The 23,354-nt window shown below is 58.8% G+C and carries 16 protein-coding genes; 10 read left to right on the top strand and 6 right to left on the bottom strand.

Annotated features, from left to right (window positions below):
• The first annotated feature begins 16 nt into the window (after nucleotides 1–16).
• From ACC569_RS00720 to ACC569_RS00730, 3 genes are all read left to right on the top strand, one after another.
• Entirely contained in the window at nucleotides 17–1,513 is a 1,497-nt protein-coding gene (locus ACC569_RS00720) for a cytochrome c3 family protein (protein WP_372521564.1), read from the top strand.
• Nucleotides 1,514–1,567: 54 nt separating this feature from the next.
• Nucleotides 1,568–2,068 carry a hypothetical protein gene (locus ACC569_RS00725; RefSeq protein WP_372521565.1) on the top strand — a complete coding sequence of 167 codons (501 nt, stop codon included), beginning with the start codon at nucleotides 1,568–1,570 and terminating at the stop codon, nucleotides 2,066–2,068.
• 183 nt (nucleotides 2,069–2,251) lie between these two features.
• Entirely contained in the window at nucleotides 2,252–4,702 is a 2,451-nt protein-coding gene (locus ACC569_RS00730) for a hypothetical protein (protein WP_372521566.1), read from the top strand.
• 10 nt (nucleotides 4,703–4,712) lie between these two features.
• Here the strand turns inward: ACC569_RS00730 and ACC569_RS00735 are convergent, their stop codons facing one another.
• From ACC569_RS00735 to ACC569_RS00750, 4 genes are all read right to left on the bottom strand, one after another.
• The gene (locus ACC569_RS00735) at nucleotides 4,713–5,309 is read right to left on the bottom strand and encodes a transglycosylase SLT domain-containing protein (RefSeq protein WP_372521567.1); all 597 of its coding nucleotides are present in this window, start codon (nucleotides 5,307–5,309) and stop codon (nucleotides 4,713–4,715) included.
• A 125-nt stretch (nucleotides 5,310–5,434) separates the two neighbouring features.
• A complete protein-coding gene (locus ACC569_RS00740) occupies nucleotides 5,435–6,316 on the bottom strand; it encodes a tetratricopeptide repeat protein (protein WP_372521568.1) in 882 nt (293 codons plus the stop codon).
• Nucleotides 6,313–6,762: a cytochrome c-type biogenesis protein CcmH gene (locus ACC569_RS00745; protein ID WP_372521569.1), complete on the bottom strand. Its 450-nt coding sequence runs from the start codon at nucleotides 6,760–6,762 to the stop codon at nucleotides 6,313–6,315. Before ACC569_RS00745 ends, ACC569_RS00740 begins: the two co-directional genes overlap by 4 nt.
• A gap of 6 nt (nucleotides 6,763–6,768) precedes the next feature.
• A complete protein-coding gene (locus ACC569_RS00750; RefSeq protein ID WP_372521570.1) occupies nucleotides 6,769–8,766 on the bottom strand; it encodes a heme lyase CcmF/NrfE family subunit in 1,998 nt (665 codons plus the stop codon).
• A 408-nt stretch (nucleotides 8,767–9,174) separates the two neighbouring features.
• Between ACC569_RS00750 and ACC569_RS00755 the strand changes: the two genes are divergently transcribed.
• From ACC569_RS00755 to ACC569_RS00765, 3 genes are all read left to right on the top strand, one after another.
• The gene (locus ACC569_RS00755; RefSeq protein WP_372521571.1) at nucleotides 9,175–9,618 is read left to right on the top strand and encodes an RDD family protein; all 444 of its coding nucleotides are present in this window, start codon (nucleotides 9,175–9,177) and stop codon (nucleotides 9,616–9,618) included.
• A 680-nt stretch (nucleotides 9,619–10,298) separates the two neighbouring features.
• Nucleotides 10,299–14,009, top strand: a complete 3,711-nt coding sequence (locus tag ACC569_RS00760) for an RHS repeat-associated core domain-containing protein (RefSeq protein ID WP_372521572.1) — start codon at nucleotides 10,299–10,301, stop codon at nucleotides 14,007–14,009.
• A gap of 26 nt (nucleotides 14,010–14,035) precedes the next feature.
• Complete coding sequence (locus tag ACC569_RS00765) at nucleotides 14,036–14,296, top strand: hypothetical protein (protein WP_372521573.1); 261 nt, start codon at nucleotides 14,036–14,038, stop codon at nucleotides 14,294–14,296.
• A gap of 100 nt (nucleotides 14,297–14,396) precedes the next feature.
• On the opposite strand, the gene lptG is transcribed toward ACC569_RS00765, so the two are convergent.
• Nucleotides 14,397–15,476 (bottom strand): LPS export ABC transporter permease LptG, encoded by a 1,080-nt coding sequence (gene lptG / locus ACC569_RS00770; protein WP_372521574.1) that lies wholly within the window; start codon nucleotides 15,474–15,476, stop codon nucleotides 14,397–14,399.
• Nucleotides 15,473–16,591 (bottom strand): LPS export ABC transporter permease LptF, encoded by a 1,119-nt coding sequence (gene lptF / locus ACC569_RS00775; RefSeq protein ID WP_372521575.1) that lies wholly within the window; start codon nucleotides 16,589–16,591, stop codon nucleotides 15,473–15,475. Before lptF ends, lptG begins: the two co-directional genes overlap by 4 nt.
• A gap of 215 nt (nucleotides 16,592–16,806) precedes the next feature.
• On the opposite strand from lptF, the gene ACC569_RS00780 reads away from it, so the two are divergent.
• From ACC569_RS00780 to ACC569_RS00795, 4 genes are all read left to right on the top strand, one after another.
• Complete coding sequence (locus ACC569_RS00780; protein ID WP_372521576.1) at nucleotides 16,807–18,318, top strand: leucyl aminopeptidase; 1,512 nt, start codon at nucleotides 16,807–16,809, stop codon at nucleotides 18,316–18,318.
• Nucleotides 18,315–18,761, top strand: coding sequence for a DNA polymerase III subunit chi (locus ACC569_RS00785; RefSeq protein WP_372521577.1), 447 nt, complete (start codon nucleotides 18,315–18,317; stop codon nucleotides 18,759–18,761). The genes ACC569_RS00780 and ACC569_RS00785 overlap by 4 nt, the downstream gene beginning before the upstream one ends.
• 3 nt (nucleotides 18,762–18,764) lie before the next feature.
• Nucleotides 18,765–20,345, top strand: coding sequence for a hypothetical protein (locus tag ACC569_RS00790; protein ID WP_372521578.1), 1,581 nt, complete (start codon nucleotides 18,765–18,767; stop codon nucleotides 20,343–20,345).
• A 113-nt stretch (nucleotides 20,346–20,458) separates the two neighbouring features.
• A complete protein-coding gene (locus ACC569_RS00795; RefSeq protein WP_372521622.1) occupies nucleotides 20,459–23,317 on the top strand; it encodes a valine--tRNA ligase in 2,859 nt (952 codons plus the stop codon).
• Nucleotides 23,318–23,354: the final 37 nt, after the last annotated feature.

Below are 23,354 nucleotides of genomic sequence, written 5' to 3' on the forward strand. Positions count from 1 at the left end.
GATTGAGGAATTGACTATGAAGAACGCTAAATTTTTCCACGGATCTTCGTTCTGGGTCGGAGCCCTGGCAATCCTGGGTCTTTTCTTGCTCGCACTGCCAAGCAGCGACGTGTTTGCAGCGCCCGCAACACGCAACGTAAGTGCTGACCATATCAAGACCGGATTCCCGCTGACCGGGGCACATGTCACGCTTCCTTGCGAGACTTGTCACGTTCAGGGCACTTTCAAAGGTACGCCCAAGAAATGCGAAACCTGCCATACCCAGGGCAGCCGCATTCAGACCGCCACCTTCAAGCCTAATAACCACATCGCGACCACTCAGGCATGCGATCAATGCCACAGATCCACCACGTCATGGAACGTGGTGATGTTCAGTCACGTCGGCGTCATTCCTCATCAGTGCGCGCAATGCCATAACGGCACCGTCATCATGGGAAAACCGGCGAACCACGCGCCAACCACCGCACCTTGTGACACTTGCCATCGCACCACCACATGGATGAGCGTGGGCTTTAACCATGTCGCCGTAACGCCAGGCAGCTGCGCCACCTGTCACGTCCCGGGCGGCTCCGGCACGGCCAAGCCGTCTAACCACATGCCGACGACCCTCTCGTGCGATGCCTGTCATAACACGAGCACGTACATGACCTCGACCTTCACGCACTCAACCACGCAAGGTGTTCTACCCGGTCAATGCAGCACCTGCCACAATGGTTCATACACCCAGTGGAACGCGCTCGGCAAAATACCGAACCACGTCGCCACCACGGCATCGTGCGATACCTGCCACACGGGTTACGTGACGTTCGCGAGCGCCGCCGGCTCCACGTTCAACCACACCGGCGTGGCCCCGGGTAGTTGCGCCACCTGTCACGTCCAGGGAGGCTCCGGCATGGCCAAGCCGACCAACCACATCCCGACGACCGTCAACGCGTGCGATGCCTGCCACAACACGAGCACATTCGCGACCTCAACATTCGCGCATTCCACCACGCAAGGCGTCCTGCCCGGGCAATGCGCGACTTCTGGATGTCACAGCGGGTCTTACACAGCGTGGAATGCCCTTGGCAAACCGTCGGGGCATATCGCCACCACAGCCTCGTGCGACTCCTGCCACGCGGGTTTCACGACATTCGCCAATGGAGTGTTTAATCACACCGGCATAGCCCCGGGCACCTGCGCCACCTGCCACGTCCAGGGTGGATCGGGATTGGCCGCGCCGATCAATCACATCCCTTACCAGTCTCAGTTGGTTAACGGCGCCAGCATGAGCTGCGATGCCTGCCACACAAGCACGACCAGTTTTACGGCTGAGAGGATGAATCACAACAATAGCCTGGGTAATGGCGCGGGCTGGTGCAAAAGCTGCCATCAGAGTGGTACGAGCTTCCTCGGCAATATGCAGCGGATGTCGTTGACCCATCAAAAGAGTACCGGGGTCACAGACTGCTCCCAGTCCGGCTGCCACCGGCCTTTGGGTAACACGGGTAGCGCCTACACGAAATGGAACTGAACTGGACCGGGTTTAGACGTGTCACTACATGCCTATACTAAAAGGAATTTAATCATGAAGAATCCGCTACTCGGGGTCGCCCTGCTGTTCATGGCATTTACCAGCTTGGGTATCGCACGCGCCCAAGACAACACCATCCTGGATGACGTGGATACCTCGGTAGAATCCGAGTGGGCGCGGATTAGTATCCATTTTTCTTTGCCGGTGAACTACGTACGCCATTCTCCGCAAGAGCGCGGACAGTTACTGCAGATATTTTTTACCATTGCCTTCCTGGAAGCACAAAACATCAGCCTGCGGGAAGAAGTCCGGAATGTGCCCGCCACGCCCGTCATGCCCGCCACCACTATCACATACCAGCCGCCCCTGTCTCTCAATTTTCAGCGTGAGCCGTCATCGCTCCTGGTGCGTTTCGATCGTGTTGTCAATTACGATGTCCGGCCGGGAGATGACCATCGCAGTATCGTGATTTATTTACCCATTGCGCCAAGGGATACCAAACCGGCCAATACGGCCAAGGACAAACCGGTGGGAAAGGACAGTCCGGCTAAATAACAAGCACCTCGTCTTCTTCCATTACTTTCAATTTTGAGAATAACCATCATGTGGGCTGTTACCCTCGTTGTGCTTGTTTTTTTGTTGGTACATTTTTCACTCGCAACCCCCGCTCAGGCTCAATCCGATGAAAAGATCAGCCCTGATATCGAAACTGACGCAAGAACCGAAAAACATTTCGTGGTGACACTGCGCAGCAGCTTCACGCCGATTTCGGACAAACAGGCCAAGCGCGACTTCCCGGACAGCCCGGTTTATCTAATTCAGAGCAAGGCGTTTGATAAGACTGTCTATCTCGTGCGCGCGGGTTTTTTCGAAAACTATGTCGATGCCACGGCGTTTCGCGAGCGCGCGCTATCCAAATATCCCGCGGCACAGGTCTCCGAAATCACGCGCAACGAATATCTCACCATCCAACGCACATTACCGGCCCCGAAACCGGGCGCACCGACAATAATGGCTAAAAAGATCGGGCCCAAACTGACGCCCTTGGCGCCACCCGCGCCCATCCCTGTACCGGTACCCTCGGCACCCGCCCCTGTGCCAGCACCACCGGCCAGCGCGGGTGTATTCTCGCCCAAGGCTCTTTACGCCATTTTGCTTGAGGAAAGCAGTCAAGCCGCTCCGGCGGCGCGCGCGCCGCTGCCGGCATCGCTAAAAAACTACCGTCTGTACACCACCCAAACACGCGACAAGAACAAAATCTTTTACCAGTTAAAACTCGGGTTCTTTGAAAATGAGCAAGACGTCTATGCCGCACGCAAGCAGCTGAAAGATATCTATCCAAACACGAAAGTGATCCATACCGCCTTGAACGAACAGAAAGACTCGGTACGCACCGCCTTAAGCACGCCCACCGTGTTGCCGTCAGTCGTAGCGCCGGTACCGAAAGTGTCACCGGGCGCTGTCGCAAAAGTGCCAGTGCCGGCCCCGATCCTGCCTGCCGCTGTCCCGGAAATCACGCCGAGCGCTACGGCAACACCCGCAAGCTCCTACGATCGTGATGCCCTCGTGTTGCTGGACAAAGGCCGTGCGGCACTCGCGCGCGGCGATAACAATGTCGCCATTGCCACGCTCGATCAATTGCTACGACTGCCGCCGAATCGCTATTCCCAGGACGCGCAGGAACTGATCGGCCTCGCCCGCCAGCGTGCCGGGGAAACCCTGGCGGCACGCAAGGAATACGAGCTTTATCTTCACCTTTACCCGACAGGAGAAGGCTCGGACCGCGTGCGCCAGCGTATCGCCACGCTCGATGCCACGATTACGACAACACCTTCTGCCGCGCTCAAAGCCGTCAAGCCGCGTATGGAAGCGCAATCCACCATCGTTGGAAATCTGTCGCAGTATTACTACCACGGCGCCAGCAAACTGGACAGCACGACGCTGACCCCCACCGCCAACACACAAAATCAGGCCAGCCTGACACAGACCGACCAAAGCTCGCTCGTGACCAGTCTCAACTTTTTGCACCGTTACCGCAGCGAGGATTACGACAACCGTCTGGTGATACGCGACACCTTCACCAAGAACTTCCTGCAGGGCCAGGAGGATACCAATCGTCCCAGCGCCATTTACTACGAGCTCAAGGACCGCAAGCTCGACTATTCGGCACGCGTCGGCCGCCAACCCGGCGGTTCCAGCGGCGTGCTCGGGCGCTTTGACGGGATACTTGCCGGCTATAACTTCTCGCCCAAATGGCGGGTCAACGTCGTGGGCGGTATACCAACCGATATCTCATACGACTCGCATTTGCACTTCCTCGGCACAGGAATCGACATCGGCCCGTTTGCCGAGCACTGGGGCGGCGGCTTGTACACGATCGAACAGAAGGTGGACGACGTCACGGACCGTCATGCCGTGGGCAGCGAAATCCGCTATTTCAGCCAGGTATTCACCCTGTACGGGCTGTTCGACTATGACACGGAATTCAAGACCTCGAACATTGCCATGGTGCAAAGCAACTGGACCGCGACCAGCGGTACGTCTGTACACGCCTTGTTCGACAGGCGCAAAACACCGTCGTTGTCGCTCACCAATGCTTTGCAAGGAGAATCCGACACGTCGATCAAATCGCAGCTCCAGACAAAAACCTATGAGCAGCTCAAACAACAGGCGCTCAACCTGACATCCACGACGGATCTGCACAGCGTGGGAATCTCACAACCATTGAGTACGCGCTGGCAGGCGGGATTCGACGTACAGTCGGCGCACACCTCGAGCACCGCGGGCTCCGTGAATCAGCCGGCCCAGCCGGATACCGGCACCATCTACACGTATACCGGAAATCTCATCGGTACCGGCATCTTCACGCAGCGCGATGTTAATGTGTTCAGCATCAGCCACATCGTTGGCCCGACATTCGACGGTAATTCGTATTCCTTGACCAACCGCCTGCTCTGGGGTCCAAGCTGGAGCCTCGACACCACCCTGAGCTGGTACTCCCAACACGATTCGAGCACCAATACCGATGTGGATCGCTTCTCACCTTCGTTGAAGCCGAGTTACAAGTGGAAGCAGAACATCACCCTGGAGGCAGAATTTGGCGAGGAACATACGACTAACAAGGGTACGACGACCGAAGACACAAACCGGCGTCGGTACTGGTCGCTGGGTTACCGTTGGGACTTCTGAGGGAACGCGGCTAACGGACGTTGCGCTGATACTGCCGGTACAAGGTCAGGACGCGCGGGACGTACTGCAGCGTCTCGCGATAGGGAGGAATGCGGTTGCCGTACTGGACGATGGCGTCCTCGCCGGCATTATAGGCGGCCAGTGTCAGCGACAGGTCGTTGTTGAATTTCCGCATCAGGTCATGCAGGTACTTCGCCCCACCCTGGATATTCTCCGCCGGATCGTAGAGATTGCGCACCCCGTAACGTCGGGCGGTTTCGGGCATGAGCTGCATGAGGCCCACGGCGCCCTTGCGCGAAACGGCGTGCGGATCGAAACCGGATTCCGTCGCGATCATCGCCTGCAGCAGCGCCTGATCGAGACTGTGTTCGCGCGCCGCCTTTTCCACCAGCAGCGCATACCGATCAGAAGCGATGGGATACCCAGAGGAAGTTTTTACTGGCTTGTAAGCCGACACCCTGTACGGAGCGCGCGTCATTCCTGCGTAGCGCGGGTCGGAGGGCACGTTGGTGAAGTGGGTGACGCCGCTGATGTCCGTGAAGGTATAAACCGTCGCCCGCGCCGGTTCGGCCATCAGGACCGCGAAGCTGGCCACGATAATTGTCAAGGCGCCATGAAGCCGCATGGTTATTTTTGTGGGGTTTCCAGATTTCTTGCGCACGCTCGTAGTTTAACCCGCCACCGACTGTCAAGCCAAACGCGCAATGGCGGCCAGCCTGTTTCCGGCGGGCTTTATGTTTTTCCCATTTTTTCGCGGGTCTTGCTGACAATACGGCGCAGATGCTCCGCCTCTTTGCTGTCCGCCGGCAGGGCTTTCAGCAACTGCTCCCATAATCCGAGCGCCTGCTGGTAATCGCCCTTCTGAAAAGCGGCCAAGCCGAGAAACCACATGGCATCCTGGTTCTGCGGGTCAAGTTTCAAGAGCTTGCTGAAAAGAGAAAATACCGGCCCACCGGTATTCTGTGGGTCCATGTTGTAGAGGAATGAGGCGTATTCCGCCACCACTTCCGGGTTATCGGGCATGAGCTTGTAAGCACGTGCGTAGGCGGCCTCCGCCGCCTCCTGACGACCCATCACCCCGTAGGCGCGCCCCAGCCGCAACCAGCCGGCGGCATCGTCCGGCTGCTCTTGCAGGCGCTTTTCCAGGCGCGCGACCATCTCCAGTGCCATCGGGGGCACGGAGGCATTGGCGGGTATTTCAGGATTGAAGAGATACGCCAGGGTGTTGCGCTGCCCCAGAGCGTAAAGACCGGCGGAGGTCAGGGGCAGCACCACGCCGAGGGCAACCAAGCCGATGGCCCAGCCGCGGCGCGATTCACGCTTGGCCTTCTTTGTTTTCTTCCCGGCACTGCCCAGCGTTTCAAGTTCACGCAGGGTCCGGGCGAGTTCGGCTTCGAGGCGGCGGCGCTCGTCATTCACCACGTCGGCGTCTATGTTGCGGTCGCCCTCTTCGATATCGAGTTCGTTGAGCTGCACGAGCAGGCGCTCACGCAACTGCTGCAATTGATCGCGGTGCTCGCCGTTGTCCTGCATGGCCGGCCGCGCCAGCGGACGCGCCACGTACCACACCGTGGCGATCACGATCAGCACCGCGATGGCGGCGAACCAGATCAAGTGTTGCTCAGCTTACGCGCGCTGCGCACGCGCTCGGCGTCTTCCTTGGAAAGCGGCGGCGTCGGCGGCATGGAGGGACGCAGCCGGCGGCGCAGGAAAACGAACCCGGACGCGCCCACGACGACGATCAGCGTCAGCGGTCCGGCCCACACGATGGCACCCGATCCGCGCTTGGGCGGGCTCATCAATACATAATCACCATAACGGTCGACAAAATATTTGACGATCTCGTCGCGCGATTTACCGGCCTGAACCTGCTCGCGGATGATGGCGCGCATGTCACGCGCCAGATCGGCGTTGGATTCCGACACCGGCTGGTTCTGGCACACGGTGCAGCGCAGATCCTTGGCGATGTCGAGCACCTGCCGCTCCAAGGGGTCTTCCGTCACTTGCGTGGCGAACACCGGCAAGGAAACGAGGAGAAATAGAAAGATCAGACACCGCATCAGGGATTATTTCGCCACCTGGGCGCCGGCCGGGACCTTGGCTTCGCGCCTGTGCTGGCTGCTGAGAGAGAGGAAAAGACCGGACAGAATAATGACGCCGCCGGTCCAGATGAACCGCACCAGCGGATTGACATAAATGTGCACCGCCCATTTGTCCTTTTCGCTCGACTCCGCGAGCACGACGTACACATCGCGCAGCATCGTGGAATCGATGCTGGTCTCGGTCGTGGGCATCTCCTGGCGCGGGTAGCGGCGGCGCTCCGGTGTCGACAGGCGGCCGCTGTTGAGCAACGTCAGCCGGCCCTGGATCGCGTCGTAATTGTCGTGGTGGAACATTTCAATACCATCAAAACGCAGCCGCTCACCGGCCACTTCGGCCACGTCTCCCGGGCCCATGGATACCATTTCCTCGGAGCGGAACAGGCCCGAGCCGATCAGCCCGAGAGCGATGATGACAATGCCGAAGTGCACGATCATGCCGCCGTAATGCCGCCGGTTTCCGAGCACCGTCTTGAGGCTGGCGCGGCCGAAAGTCTCCTTCAGCTGCTGGCGGCGCTGCCGAACCGCACGCAGGAAATCGGCCATGAGGTTGGAGAAGGCAAACAGCGCCAGCCCCGTCGCGGCCGGTCCGGTCCAGTGCACCGGAGGCAGAAATACCAGCACTGCGACCGCCGCGGCCACACCGACAATGAACGGCCACAACAAGCGTTTGCGCAGGCGTTCGAGATTGCTCTTGCGCCACGGCACCAGCGGCCCCACGGCCATCAGCAGAATGATGACGAGGAATATCGGCACCATGACGGCGTTGAAATACGGCGCGGCGACGGTAATCTTCTGTCCACTCAGCGCATCCAGCGCCAGCGGATAGAGCGTCCCGAGCAGCACGGTCGCGCAGGCCACGGTAAACAGCACGTTGTTCCAGACAAACAGCGACTCGCGCGACAGCAGCGAGGTGATGGTTTCCTCCGCCTGCTGGTAACGGCCCTTGGCCATGAAAATCCCGAACGACACGGTCAACACGATGGTCATGAACGCGAGAATGTAGGCGCCGCGTCCCGGGTCCACGGCAAACGCATGCACCGAGGAAAGAACGCCCGAACGCACCAGGAAGGTGCCGAGCAGCGACAGCGAAAACGTGCTGATGACCAGAAAGATATTCCACGCGTGCAGCATGCGCCGGCGGTCCTGCACCGTGATGGAATGCACCAGCGCCGTGCCGAGCAGCCACGGCATGAACGAGGCGTTCTCCACCGGGTCCCAGGCCCAGTAGCCGCCCCAACCCAATTCATAATAAGCCCACCAGCCGCCGAGCATGACGCCGGTGGTCAGGAATCCCCAAGCGATCAGCGCCCAGCGCCGGATCAGTCCGACCCACAGTTCGCTGCGCCAGCGCGTGATGAGCGCGGTCATGGCGAAGGCAAACGGCACCGAGAAGCCGACATAGCCCATGTACAGCCCGGGCGGGTGAAACACCATGCCCGGATCCTGCAACAAGGGATTGAGATCGTTCCCTTCCGCCGCCGCCGGAAACAGGCGCGCGAACGGATTGGACAAAAACAGGATGAGACCGAAGAAGCCGACCATCAGCCAGCCCTGGACGGCGAGGATCGTGGGCAGATGTTCCGGGTAGTGCTTGCGCCCGTGCCAACCGACGACCAGGGTATATAAGGTAAGTATCCACACCCACAGGTACAACGAGCCTTCGTGGCCACCCCACAGGGCCGCTACCTTATAGAAGATCGGCAACAGCGTATTGGAAGTGTTCGCGACGTACAGGACCGTGAAATTGCTGGTCAAAAAGGCATGCACCAAGCTAAGGCCGCCAATCGAAGTCAGCACGAACACCGCCACGCTCGCGTTCACGCTGAGCTGCGCCAGCCGCGGCTGGCGCAGGTAATGCGCCGCGATCGGCGCGAGCCCCTGGATCAGCGCCACAATAAAGGCAAGATAGGCGCAGTAGTGCCCGAGCTCGATCAGATTCAGCGAAAGATTATTGGCAAGCACTTAAAATAAAGTCCTTGGGGAATGTCGCCGCGGGAAAACACACACAAAGCAGGAGGCGTTCCCTCATCCATCAACGGGTCACAAGATTAACCTATCGCGGTGCATACGTATAGAGTTGGAAAACGCGGCCGTTACTGTTTATCCCGTGCCCGGATAAACGTGCCGGATTCGACGATAACCACAAAACTACTCACAGATTTTGTGCATAAGTTTGTGTGTAATCACCGGCCGGACGACTGAAAGCGGCCTGACCGCAGAACCGCCGTTAGATTGAACATTTTTTAAACATGCACCGGCGTTTTGCCAGACAACGGCTGGCCGGATTCACGCGCCACGCGTCATGGGATCAAATCGCGCTTGCATCCCGGCACGATTTCTGTTCAAAAGATTTTTTCAGCCACCAAGAAAATGCCCGACACCGCTATGCCACTTCCATTGTCACCGCCCGGGCTGCTGCGCCGTCTCGGCGCCATGGCCTACGACAGCCTGCTGTTGTTCGCCCTATTAATGATGCTGAGTTACCCCTACGTGTGGCTGACCGGCGGCGCCAAACCCGGCCTGCTCGTCAAAACCCTCTACCAGTTTTATCTGCTCGCCATCTGTTTTCTGTTCTACGGCGGCTTCTGGGTCCGCGGCGGGCAGACGCTCGGCATGCGCACCTGGCGCATCAGACTGGTGCGCCAAGACGGCGGGCCGATCACCTGGACGATTGCACTCAAGCGTTTCGCCTCCGCCCTGCTCTCCTTGCTTTGTCTCGGTCTGGGATTTCTGTGGGTGCTCTACGATAGCGACAAACGCGCGTGGCATGATCGGCTGTCGGGAACAAAATTAACGCCGTTGCCAAAAAAATAAAAATTAATCTCCAAACCTTTTTCCTGCCGCTACATCAGCATTTGCTGATGTAGCTTTATTCCTCTCTGTTATTTGACAAGTATCAAGGATACTGCTGAAATAAATATTCAGAACAATTAACGCGGATATAAAAAGAAGGCATCAGTAAGCAATAACAAAACCAACCAGCACTTTCGTTCCTCGCTTAAGAGATTCTAAAAAAGCGGCGACACCACCGCAGCGGGGAGCGGGCAGGAGGAAGAAAAATGTTCTTCATGGGACATCTATCGGCCTTTTCACCCTCAACACCACGGAAATTATTGCGCCCGATATCACGCGGCCTATATATCCTACTGTTGTCCGGCCTGTTGATTCCGTCCACCACTTTGGCTGACCCGCCACACTTGCCTAATGAATACTTCAACACCTCTGACGCGGCAAAAGCCGCGTGTGTGGCTAAACTGCCCTGGTATCAAGCGAACTACGGTTGGCCGAATGGATATAGTTGCGTGTGGACCCACGAGGGAAACTTCGCTGCGAAGTGGGCTGTATGGGATGACATTTTGAATGGTCCCACTCTGACTGCCTTATTTAAGGCTATCTATCCGATAAGGCAATGTCCGCCTACTCAGAATTATGTTGCCCCTGGCGTCTGTACCATCCCACCGCCGAATAAAATCAATGCCTGCTCCGGCGATGCGATGAAGGGCAATCCCTGCAATGCGGCTACAGGCAACAAATTCCAAAGCGAGGTCGATCTGACGAGCGTTGATGGCGGTATTCCGATTATCCGCTACTACAACAGCCAGCTTATGGTCGACGTCGGGTTTGGCGTCGGTTGGACCTCCTCGATATTGGGTAAGCGTCTTTACATCAACCCCACCACCGTACAGGTAATGCGTGCAGACGGGCGCGGGGAGTCTTTCGTCTGCAACGGCGGTGCTTGCCAAGGCGATGCGGATACCCAGATCGCACTCACTCAGGATGCTAACGGCTACACCCTCACGATGGATAAGGACGGGGCGGTTGAGCGTTACGACACCGCCGGCAAGCTTGTCACCGAGACCGACCGCACCGGCAGAACCACAAGCTACAGTTACGACTACAGTTACGATACGTCTGGCCGGCTCGCCACCGTCACCGGCCCGTTTGGCCACCGCCTGACCTTGAGCTATGACGCAAACAACCACATTTACCAAATTAATGGTGGTGCTCAATTCCCCCGCTATACGTACGATGCCAACAACAATCTAACGCGCGTCACTTACTACCCCGGCATGGGAACGATCTATCACTACGAGAATACTTCCTTTCCCCAGAATCTCACCGGCATTTCGTACTTCTACGCATCGATCACCTTCCGCTATGCCACCTACGCCTACGACGCATTGGGCAAGGCGGTTTCGACGGAACATGCCTCTGGCGCGGAGCGGACCGCCTTCAGCTATGACTCGCCGAGCCAAACTACAGTCACCGACGCTGCCAATACGCAAGAAGTCATGACTTTTGCCTCCAATCTTGGGGCAAAGGCACTCGTCTCAAAGGTGAATCAGAGTGACGGCAAGAGCGCGGTGCAGACCTTCGACGCCAATAACAACTTAACTTGCAAAAAGGACGAAGAAGGCAAGGTCACGACGTATACGTATAGCAGTACAAACCAAAAGCTCTCGATGACCGAAGGATTGGCGGGAACGTGTGATGCGCCCACGACGACGAGCGCGACCCGCACCACAACGTATAGTTATTTGTCCCCTACCCTCGATCTGCCCACGGTAATCCAGAGCCCGAGCGTCTACAGCGGACAAAACAAGACCACCACGATAACTTACGGCGATGCCGCGCATCCCACGCTTCCGACAATGATTATGCAGAGCGGCTTTACACCCAGCGCCACACCGGTCTCACGCAGCGTGGGGCTTACCTATAACAGCACTGGTCAAATCACATCGATCGATGGGCCACGCACGGATGTCAATGATGTCACGACCCTGGCCTACTACGACTGCGCCACGGCGGGAGCCTGCGGGCAGTTGCGCAGCATCACCAACGCTTTGGGACAGGTGACTACCTTCGACAGTTACGATGCGTACGGCAAGCTATTGCAGATGACCGACGCCAACGGGTTACGTACCAGCTACGTTTACAGTCTTGCATACGACTATCTGGCCCGGGTAACTCAGATTACCCAAACACCGCCGACAGGCAGCACGCGAACCACCCAATATCGATATCACCAGGCAGGCGGTGATCTGTTAACGGTATACTTCCCCGACGGCCGCACGCTCAGCTACACATACAATGCCGCCCGCCAGCTCACGCGAGTGACCGATAACTTCAACAATTACGTTGCCTACAGCTATGATATTAAGGGCAACCGCATCAGCGAATACACTTACAACTCCTCGAACGTCCTGACGCGCCAGATCGATCTCGCGTACGACATCAGAAACCACCTCTCATCGATTAACGCGGCGGGCTCGCTCACGCAGCAGATAAACGATGCCGTGGGCAACCTTACTCAACAAACCGATCCGAACAACAATCCCCCGTCGACAAACAGCTTCGATGCGCTAAATCGACTCATACAGACGCTCAACAGCCTGGGCGGTACCACCAGTTACGCCTACGACCCGAACGACCGGCTGCAACAAGTCGTCGCGCCAAACAACGCCACGACCCAGTACCAATACGACGATCTCGGCAATCTCCTCCAGGAAATCTCCGCGGACCGCGGCACCACGGTTTATACGTACGATAACGCCGGCAACGTTACGACCGTCTCCGACGCGAGAAGCATCCCGATATCCTACACCTACGATGCGCTCAACCGGGTCACGAGCATCGACTACCCCGGGACCACGGAAGATGTTACCTACACCTACGACAACTGCACCGCCGGCATCGGCCGGCTGTGCCAGGTCGCGGATGCCAGTGGCACCACGCAGTACAGCTACGATGCCTTTGGCAACGTCCTCACCCAGAGCAAGACGGAGTTGGGCATCGTCTATACCACCAGCTACACCTACGATGCCTCAGACCGGATCAAGACGATCACTTACCCCGACAACCGCCTCGTGACCTATGCACGAAACGGCTTAGGGCAAATCACGTCTGTCAGCGCCACGGTGAGCGGCGTGGCCAAAACGCTCGCCAGCGCGCGGACCTACCGCGCGGATGGGTTACTGCTTACCCAAAGCTACGGCAACGGGCTCAACGAGACCCGCACCTACGACCTGCAAGGCCGGCTTACGAATCAGTCCCTGGGAACCGCTGATACGCGGGTGTACGGTTATGACGCCAACGGCAACGTCACCAGCCGGCAGGGCCTCTTCCAGACGGGGAGTTACGGCTACGACGCGCTCGATCGGTTAATCCAAGACAGCATCACCTCGATTCCGGCGAGTACGGTAAACCTCGGCTACGACCCAAATGGGAATCGGACGAGCGATAGCAGTGGGAGCTATATCTACCTCAGCGCCTCGAACCGCCTGTCGCAATATCATGGCCAGACGATCACCCTGGACGCCGCGGGCAACACCGTGAGCGACGGGACGTACACCTACGCCTACAACAATGCCGGAGAGTTACAGTCTGTGAGCCAAGGCGCCGCCCTGGGGAGTTATGTTTACAACCACCTGCGCCAGCGTACTCGCAAGACCACCGCCTCGGGTACCACGGTCTACCACTACGACATCCGCGGTAATCTGATCCTGGAGACAAGCTCGACCGGCACCTCGCAGGTTGCCTACATGTGGGCGGATACCCAACCGTTGGCGCAGATCACGAAGAGTGGCGGTACCGATACGCTGTCGTACTTGCATGCCGATCATGAAGGCACGCCGCGGCTGGCGACGAGCGCCACGAAGGCCGTGGTGTGGCGCTGGGAGGGAAATGCATTTGGGGATACCTCACCGACGGGGAGTGTGACGGTGAATCTGCGGTATGCGGGGATGTATGCGGATCAGGAGACTGGGTTGTACTATGTCTGGAATCGCTACTACGATCCTAAGACCGGTCGGTGGATCACTTCCGATCCCATCGGCTTAGCAGGCGGACTCAACACCTACGCGTATGTGGTGAATAATCCGTTAAGGTGGACGGATCCAGAGGGGACAGCAATCTGGGCGGTTCCGTTCGGTTGGAACTCGCCTAACGGTAACGTTAGACCAGGATTTAGCCTCCAAAAGCCGGGGTGTGATGTTGATGGTTCTGTCGGCTCTTGGATGAACAGAAAACCTTGCATTAGGAAGTGTTGTGATGAACATGATGATTGCTACAAAAAGTATGGGTGCAATGCATCCTCATGGAGAGGTAGACTCTATAGTTCATGCGATATCTGCAATATGAAAGTGATGTGGTGCATAATTACCGCTGATACGTCCGACAACGGGTGCAGCTGCACGAAGCAATAGACATATCGATCAAGGGGCACGTTTTGATGAAACGTAAATCTTGGCTTTGGTGGGTCACCACTGTTGGCGCGATCGCAACTGTCTCAGGTTACTTAGGACTTTTGATCGTTGAACAGGTATATCCTGAAAGTAATCTACTCGGTGGCTGGGCCCTGATATTAGGGCCGATTTTTTGGACAGGTCTGCTTTTGCTGATCGTTGCTGCTGTTGGTGGGACCATCAGTTTCGTTCGGTCAACGCGTAGTGGTGAGGGCCCTAAGTCCGATGACGGTTGGGGAAGAAAATAGAAAGGGGTATTAAAGTATTAAAAGGGGCCAGGCTGAGGCATCCCCGTTTCCACGGACACCCCATCCGGGGTAGTTCAGACTGAGGTACAGATAAAATCTGTCACAACCCCCGCGACGCGCGGTACAGCAGGACCAGCGCCAGCGTAAAAAACATCCCGATGGGCAACAGCGCCCCGGCCACCGGCGTGAGCGCGTACAGCACGCCAAAATAGCCGAGGCTCTGGTCGACGATGATGAACACCAGCCCCAGCATGATGCCGATGAACACGCGACTGCTCATGCCGCCGCTGCGGATCTGGCGGAAGACAAAAGGCGTGGCCAGCAGCATCATGACCAGGGTGGCGAACGGCATGAAGATTTTCTGCCAGAAGACCAGCCGGAAGTTGCGCGTGTCCTGGTTGTTCTGCTGCAAATGTTCGATGTAGTAGTGCAACTGCTGGATCGAGAGGCTGTCGGGCTGCACCGCGAATACCGACACCACCTCGGGGGTGAGTTCCGAGCGCCACTCCTCCTTCGCCGCGCGGCGCGTCTGCACCGCCTCCTTGCCGACGATAATGCTCTCGCTCACGTCCTCGAGCCGCCACTTGTCGCCGTCATGCGTAGCGCGGCGCGCCGAGGTTTGCCGGCGCAGGTGGGCATGCGTGTCGAAATCGTAAATATTCATCCGCAGGAGGCTAAGATCGGGCAGCACCTCGCCGATATTCACGAACAACGCGCCGCTGCGCAGCCAGATGCCGGAACTCTTCTGCTGTAGCGCCTTCGCCAACGCCTTGGCACGCCCGGTCTGCGCGAGATTCTCGGAAGCCGGCACGACGTATTCGCCGACGAGCAGGATGACCACCGCGAATAGAAATCCAACCTTCATGGTGGCGCCGACGATGCGCGCCACCGACACCCCGGCCGCGCGCATGGCGGTCAGTTCGGAATTGAGCGCCAGCGTGGACAGACCCATCATCGTGCCGATCAGGGCGGCGATGGGTGAGAGCTGATAGACCTGTTGCGGCTGTTTCAGAATCACGTACTTGACCAGTGCCAGCGCCCCAAAACTGGCCTTGCCGTAATCCTTCAGGCCTTCAATCAGAATGAAGAAAACCGCCATCGCCACCAGCACGTTGAGCACCAGCAAGGTGCTGTAAAGCACGTGGCGCGCGATCAGCCGGTCGAGGAGTGTCAGCATCATCGGCGTCCGACCCTGGCGGGCAGGGAGATCAGCGGCCGGTCGTGCGCGCGCTGCCGCAGGAAATAGAGAGCCACCAGCGCCATGCCGCCGTGCACCCACCACAATCCCGCCGCCCGCGGCACGCGTTCGTTCTGCAACATGGTCTCGGCGATGCCGAGCAGGTTTGAGTAGACAAAATAGACCACGATGGCGACAAACAGATTGGACATCCGGCCGCGGCGCACGTCGGTATAGGCCAGCACCACCGCGTATAGGGCCAGCACGAACAACGCGATCGTTTTGCCGAGTCGCCAATGAAGTTCGGCGTTAAATAACCGGCCCTCGTCACGAAACCTTGCCGATACATACTGTCGCAACAGCTCGTGCGTGGGCAGCCCCGCCGTCGGCACCGGTGCCTCGCCGAACTTCTTCGGCTCGATGCGCAGGTTATAAACGTTGTATTCCAGAATACGGTACCCGGCCTCGCCGGGCTCGCCTTCGTAGAGCGTCCCGTCATGCAGGGCGATAAATTTGTCGCCGGTCTTCGAGTCGGTATAGGGATGTCCCGATTTGGCCACCAGCACGCCCTGCTTGCCCTCCTCCAGGCTGCTGACGAAAATTCCCTGCAGGTTTCCGTTCTCTTCAATCTTTTCGGCGTAAACGATTCGCCCCGTCCCCTGCGCCTCGGTAAACACGCCGGGGGAGATCGCCCCCAGCTCGGAGCGGTGGCTACTCTCACTTTTGACATTCTCGATCTGCCGGGTTGCGAGCGGCGTGAAATAAAACGCTCCCACCAGCGTCAAGGCGCCGAAGATCAGTCCCAGCATCATCACCGGGCGCATGAAATGCATCAGCCCCACCCCGCAGGCGGCCAGCACCGTCATCTCGCTGTCGCGGTACCAGCGCGAGAGCGTCAGGAGGATGCCCAGGTAAAACGCCAGCGGCAGCAATACATCTAGTTTCGCGAGCGTCTGAAAACCGAGCAGAATGAATACCACTGCCTCGGACTGATCTCCGCGCACCGCGCGCCCGAGCAGCAATGTCATGCTCATCAGCACCATGACCACCAGCAACACCAAGCCAATCGCCAGGGAGGTCATGGCGGCTTCCCGGTAAAACGCGCGATTAATGATCAAGGCGGGACCGCCATGAGATGCTTTGACAAGGGACGCGCAAACATTGGAAAATGCCGCTCAGCAACCGGACTGGAGGGCAAGCAATCGAAAACGCCATTTTTTTCCGTACAGTCATCCCTAAGGACTTGATTGCAAAACGGAACCGTAACCCGAAGTCGACAAAAATATACCACATCTTCCGCCGCTGGAGCGGGAAATAAATTCAGGGAATCGGCATGGAATTCATCGTCAAAAGCGGCACACCCGAAAAACAGCGCAGTGGTTGCATCGTGGCCGGCGTGTTCGAATCGCGCAAACTATCCACCGTGGCTCACCAGATCGACGAAGTCTCCGGCGGCGCCATCAGCAGTATCCTGCGTCGCGGCGATCTCGAAGGCAAGCCGGGGCAAACCCTGCTGCTGCACAATATCCCGAACCTCCCCAGCGAGCGCGTGCTGCTCGTGGGCTGCGGCAAGGAAAAGGAATTCAACGAGAATCGTTATCGCGATACCACCGCCAAGGCCGTGTCGGTTCTCAAGGACACCGGCGCCAGCGAGGCGACTTCCTATCTCACCGAACTCGATGTCAAAGGCCGCGACATTTCCTGGAAAGTCCGCCAGGCGGTTGAAGTCATGGAAGCGGCTTTATACCGATTCGATCAACTCAAAAGCAAACCGAACAACAGCCGGCGCGCGTTGCGCCGCGTGGTGCTGGCGGTGCCGAAACGCAGTGATCTCGGTCCCGGCGAACAGGCGATCCGGGAAGGCCGGGCGATCGCGGAAGGCATGAAACTCGCGCGCGATCTCGGCAACCTCCCCGGCAACCTCTGCACGCCCGCTTACCTCGCCGAACAGGCGACCGAGATCGGCAAGCAATACGGACTCAAGATCACCGTGCTGGAAAAGGACGACATGCAAAAGCTCGGCATGGGCGCGCTGCTGTCGGTCGCGCGCGGCAGCCGACAGCCGCCGAAGCTGATCGTGCTCGAATACCTCGGCGGCAAGGAAGGCGAACCGCCCGTGGCGCTGGTCGGCAAGGGACTGACCTTCGACGCCGGCGGCATTTCGATCAAGCCCGCGGCCAACATGGATGAAATGAAGTACGACATGTGCGGTGGCGCCTCCGTGCTCGGCGCGTTGAAAGCCGCGGCCGAACTGAAACTGCCGCTCAATATCGTCGGCATCATTCCCAGTTCGGAAAATCTTCCGGATGGCGACGCCAACAAGCCCGGCGACATCGTCACCAGCATGTCCGGCCAGACGGTGGAAGTGCTGAACACCGACGCCGAGGGCCGGTTGATCCTGTCCGACGCGCTCACCTACGCCGAACGCTACAAGCCGGCCGTGGTGATCGACATCGCCACCCTCACGGGCGCTTGCGTGATCGCGCTGGGCGCCCATGCCAGCGGACTGCTCGCCAACAACGACCAGCTGGCGCGCGAGATTCTCGGCGCCGGAAAATACACCCACGACCGCGCCTGGCAACTGCCGCTGTGGGACGATTACCAGAAGCAGCTCGACAGTAATTTCGCCGACATGGCCAATATCGGCGGGCGCGAGGCCGGCACCATCACCGCCGCGTGCTTTCTCGCGCGCTACGCGAAAAACTTCAAATGGGCGCACCTCGACATCGCCGGCACGGCCTGGAAAACCGGCAAGGAAAAGGGCGCGACCGGCCGGCCGGTGCCGCTGCTGGTGCAATTTCTCATCAACCGCGCCCGTCACGACGGGGCGGAAGCGGCGGCATGACGCGCGTTGACTTCTACCTGCTCGACCGCGCCACCGAAGGCGGCAAAGACGCCGCTGTCTGCAAGCTTGCCCACAAGGCCTTCCGTCTCGGCCACCGCATCTATATCCTGACCCACGACCATGAAGGCGCGCAACGTCTCGACCGGCTGCTCTGGACCTTCAGCGCCGGCAGCTTCATTCCGCACGGGCTCGGCGCGCGGCAGGCCGACGTCGACCTGCCGGTTCTCATCGGCCGGGATGAGCCGCCGGCGGCGCATGAAGACGTGCTGATCCAGCTCTTGCCGCAGGTGCCGGAGTTTTTCAGCCGGTTTCAACGCGTGGCGGAAGTGGTGGATGGCAGCGATGACGAAAAGACGCTCGCGCGCGAGCGCTTCCGTTTCTACCGCGACCGCGGTTACGCGCTGCAGACACACAAGCTTGAACTGGAATCGGCCGGAGCCTGACCCATGACCACCCAGGATCCGAAATACAAGCACAAGCCTTCGGAGAAACACACGCTCGAAGAAGTGCTGAAATCCCTTCAGGACCTGATCCGCAACGACCTGCTGGATAACAACCGGGCGGCCGTGGAAAAATCCGGCTCGGCACCGATCCCCAGCGAAGAAAAACCGCCGCGTGAACACACTCCCCCCGTGCGCGAAGATTTTGCGCCGGTAAATCCCGCCGCAGGTCCGGTCAATCTCGATGCGGTCATGCGTTCCCTGAAAGACCTCGTCAGCAACGAACTCAATGTCGGCGGCGAACCCGCGGCGGCTGAAGAATCGCCGCCTGCGCGAACCGAAGACCATGAGACGAGTGAAAACCCAGCGGATGAATTTGTGCCGCTGGACGAGGAGCTGACCTTCGAGGAGTCGATGGAAATCGTTCCGCCTCCACGCACCGCACCGACCATGCCGGAGATTCCCGGGGAAATTTCCGCCGAGATGCTCAGTGAACCTGAAGCGGAAGCCGCACCCTCACCTCCAGCGCCGGTACCGGAAGCCGAAGCAAATATCGCTCCGGGCACGCAACATCAGCTTCTGCTCGAGGAAACGCCGCCAGCGGCGACCGAACCTGAACCGTCGACACCGGATCTCGCGCCAAACCTGGAACTTGAGCCGGAGACGGATGGCATCGCGCCGGAAATGACGCAGGAAACCGCGGTGCAGGACTTTCCGGATGACTCCGGCGATGCGCTGCCTACCATCGACGTGGAAGAAACCTTTGACGAGAACGCCTATTTTGAGGCCGCGGCAAAGCAGACAGAAGCTTCCTCGACCGATACACAGGAAACTCAGGAGATCATTTTATCTGCGCTCGACGCATCTCTGGAGCCGGAAACTGCACTGCCCGCGAACAGCGAAGCACAGGTACCCGCGGAAAATACCGCTCCCACATCGGAATCGGCTTCCGGCAAACCTGAAATCAAACTGGAAATCGCCGATGAACCGGCCACGGAAAATTTACTGAATATTCCTTCAGTGGACTTCGATGTCGTCGAATTTGAGTTGCCGCGTGAAGAACCACCGCCACCGCCTTCCCTGACGATCGAGGCACCCGCGCCGGCCGATGAATCATCGCCGATTACGACCGATGAAACTTTGGCACAGGAAATAACGCTTGATCCCGGACCCTTGGAAATACTGTCGCCGTCTGAGGAAATAAAGCCTGGTGCCACGCCCAAAGTGGAAAAAATCCCGGACACCGCTACAACGCCTCCCGCCACGGGTGAAACGCATGCAACGGCAACGGTCACGGAACCCGCCACACCGGAGACAACGGAATCCATCGATCTCGACGATATTCCGGTGCTGCGCGAGGTGGTCGCACCGCCCGCCGGCAGCGCACTGGCCGGCGGACCGGTATCACCGAGCACGGAACCGCCGTTACCCGCGCCGGACCGCGCCCGCGATATCGTGGTCCGTGCCGTGGCCAAGCTCAATGTCGAGATGCGCAAGTCGGGCGGGACCGGTCTAGATACCAAGACCATCCTCCGGTTGCAGCAGTTGATACGCCGGGAGTTGGAAAAAGACGGAGAAAAAAGTTAAAAGTGAAATATGGCGCATAAGCCATTAGAATCTCGCCCGTTTTAACACTCACTGTGGCAATGAGCCAGAAACCCCAAAACCCGGCAGACGGATCGCCGTCGGCCGATAGCACCCTGAGCAAATCCTACGATCCGCACGCCATCGAGCAGCGGATTTATGATACGTGGGAACGTGCGGGCGATTTCGCGCCCAGCGGCCAGGGCAAGTCCTACTGCATCATGATCCCGCCGCCCAACGTCACGGGTAGTCTGCACATGGGGCATGCGTTCCAGGACACGCTCATGGACACGCTCATCCGCTACCACCGCATGCAGGGCGACAACACCCTGTGGCAGGCGGGCACCGACCACGCCGGTATCGCCACCCAGATGGTGGTCGAGCGCCAGCTCGAGGCCGAAGGCAAAACGCGCCACGATCTCGGGCGCGAGGAATTCGTAAAACGCGTGTGGAAGTGGAAGTCCGAGTCCGGCGGCACCATCACGCGCCAGCTGCGGCGCATGGGCGCCTCGCTCGACTGGTCGCGCGAGCGCTTCACCATGGACGATGGCCTGTCGCAGGCCGTCACCGAAGTGTTCGTGCGGCTTCATGATGAAGGCCTGATCTATCGCGGCAAGCGCCTGGTGAACTGGGACCCGGTGCTGCACACCGCCGTGTCCGATCTCGAAGTCGTCTCGGAAGAAGAAGCCGGCCATCTCTGGCATATCCGTTACCCCATCGCGGGTACGAAAGAACATCTCGTGGTCGCCACCACCCGTCCGGAAACCATGCTCGGCGACACCGCTGTGGCGGTGCATCCGGAAGATGAACGCTACCAGCGTCTGATCGGGAAAATGGTGGAACTGCCGCTCACGGGCAGAAGGATTCCGGTCATCGCCGACGAGTATGTGGACAAAGAATTCGGTTCCGGTTGCGTAAAGATCACCCCGGCGCACGACTTCAACGACTACGAAGTCGGCAAGCGCCACAACCTGCCGCTGATCAACATTTTCCATTCCGATGCCAGCATCAATCTTCCTGGCTCGGCATACGACAGCCTCGACCGATTCAAGGCACGCAAGCAGATTGTCTCCGACCTCGAAGCCCAGAATCTGCTTGAAAAGGTGCAGGACCACAAACTCATGGTCCCGCGTGGCGACCGCACCGGCGCCGTGGTCGAACCGTTTCTGACCGATCAGTGGTACGTGAGGGTCGGCCCACTCGCGGCCGAGGCCATCAAGGCCGTCGAAGACGGACGGATCAAATTCGTCCCGGAAAACTGGACCAAAACCTATTACGAATGGATGCGCAACATCCAGGACTGGTGTATCTCGCGCCAGATCTGGTGGGGCCATCGCATCCCCGCGTGGTACGACGCCGACGGCAACGTCTACGTCGCGCGCAACACCGCCGCCGCACACGCGCAGGCAAAGCGCAAACACGGGCAGGACATGCCGCTCGAACAGGACGAGGATGTGCTCGACACCTGGTTCTCCTCGGCGCTGTGGCCGTTCTCCACGCTCGGCTGGCCGGAGCAGACGAAAGAGCTGAAAACATTCTATCCCACGAGCGTGCTGGTCACCGGCTTCGACATCATCTTCTTCTGGGTCGCGCGCATGATCATGATGGGTCTCAAGTTCACCGGCGAAGTGCCATTCCGCGAGGTTTATATCCACGGCCTGGTGCGCGACGCCCACGGCCAGAAGATGTCGAAGTCCAAGGGCAACATCCTCGACCCCATCGACCTCATCGACGGCATCGATCTCGAATCGCTGGTCGCCAAACGCACGCGCGGCCTGATGCAGCCGCAGATGGCGAAGAAAATCGAACAGGCCACGCGCAAGGAATTCGCCAATGGCATTCCGGCCTACGGCACCGACGCCCTGCGTTTCACCTTCGCCTCGCTCGCCACCCAGGGGCGCGACATCAAGTTCGATCTCGGCCGCATCGACGGCTATCGCAATTTCTGCAACAAGCTGTGGAACGCGGCGCGTTACGTGCTGATGAATACCGAGGGACATGACTGCGGACAATCTTACGAGGATGGCGCGCAAGCGCCCTCGGCTCACCTCCCTCTCCCTTTGCCCTCTCCCAAAGGGAGAGGGGAAGTCGGTGAGAATCTCTATTCCGTCGAACTGAATGTCGCCGACCGCTGGATTGTTTCGCGCCTGCAGGAGGTCGCGGTCGAGGTGGAAATCGCATTCAGAAATTACCGCTTCGACCTCGCGGCGCAGGCGATCTACAGCTTCGTGTGGCATGAGTACTGCGACTGGTATCTGGAGCTTTCCAAGGTCGTGCTGACTGACGCCCGGAGCCGGCCGGAACAGCTGCGCGGCACGCGCCAGACCCTGGTGCGGGTACTCGAAACCCTGCTGCGGATGCTGCATCCCATCATGCCCTTCATCACCGAGGAAATCTGGCAGCGCGTGGCGAAACTCGCAGGCCAAGCCGGCGGCGCCATCATGCGCGAGCCCTATCCCCTGCCGCGGAAAGACAAAATGGATACCGCCGCCACCGAGGAAATGCGCTGGGTCATGGCTGTGATCACGGGCGTACGCAATATCCGCGGCGAAATGGACATCTCGCCCGGCAAACCCCTGCCGCTGCTGATGCAGGATGGATCGGCCATGGATAAAAAATACCTGGATGCCCAGCGCCATTATCTCGTGGCGCTTGCCAGGGCCGAATCCATTACCTGGCTCGACAAGGGACACGACGCGCCCGAATCGGCCACGGCGCTCATCGGCCACATGAAGGTGTTAATCCCGCTCGGCTCGTTGATCGACAAGCAAGCGGAACTGGAACGGCTCAGCAAAGAAATGGAAAAAATCGAGAAGGATTTGTCGAAGGCGAAAACCAAACTGGCCAATCCGGATTTTGTCGCGCGCGCCCCGAAAAACGTGGTCGAGCAGGAAAACCAGCGCGTGCAGCAATTCGAAACCGCGCTGGCCAACCTGCGCCGCCAGCGCTCCAAGGTTGAGGTATTGCCGGGCTGAAGCCGGCAATGTATCGTTTCCCCCGCTATTTACAAAA

This window comes from Sulfuricaulis sp. (assembly GCF_041499725.1).
Lineage (GTDB): Bacteria > Pseudomonadota > Gammaproteobacteria > Acidiferrobacterales > Sulfurifustaceae > Sulfuricaulis.

What these genes read in the sequence shown, in the direction of transcription:
- ACC569_RS00720 (WP_372521564.1), top strand. Translation starts at nt 17, where the DNA reads ATGAAGAACGCTAAATTTTTCCACGGATCTTCGTTCTGGGTCGGAGCC.
- ACC569_RS00725 (WP_372521565.1), top strand. Translation starts at nt 1,568, where the DNA reads ATGAAGAATCCGCTACTCGGGGTCGCCCTGCTGTTCATGGCATTTACC.
- ACC569_RS00745 (WP_372521569.1), bottom strand. Translation starts at nt 6,762, where the DNA reads ATGCGGTGTCTGATCTTTCTATTTCTCCTCGTTTCCTTGCCGGTGTTC.
- ACC569_RS00755 (WP_372521571.1), top strand. Translation starts at nt 9,175, where the DNA reads ATGCCCGACACCGCTATGCCACTTCCATTGTCACCGCCCGGGCTGCTG.
- ACC569_RS00760 (WP_372521572.1), top strand. Translation starts at nt 10,299, where the DNA reads ATGAAGGGCAATCCCTGCAATGCGGCTACAGGCAACAAATTCCAAAGC.
- ACC569_RS00765 (WP_372521573.1), top strand. Translation starts at nt 14,036, where the DNA reads ATGAAACGTAAATCTTGGCTTTGGTGGGTCACCACTGTTGGCGCGATC.
- lptG (WP_372521574.1), bottom strand. Translation starts at nt 15,476, where the DNA reads ATGATGCTGACACTCCTCGACCGGCTGATCGCGCGCCACGTGCTTTAC.
- ACC569_RS00780 (WP_372521576.1), top strand. Translation starts at nt 16,807, where the DNA reads ATGGAATTCATCGTCAAAAGCGGCACACCCGAAAAACAGCGCAGTGGT.
- ACC569_RS00785 (WP_372521577.1), top strand. Translation starts at nt 18,315, where the DNA reads ATGACGCGCGTTGACTTCTACCTGCTCGACCGCGCCACCGAAGGCGGC.
- ACC569_RS00790 (WP_372521578.1), top strand. Translation starts at nt 18,765, where the DNA reads ATGACCACCCAGGATCCGAAATACAAGCACAAGCCTTCGGAGAAACAC.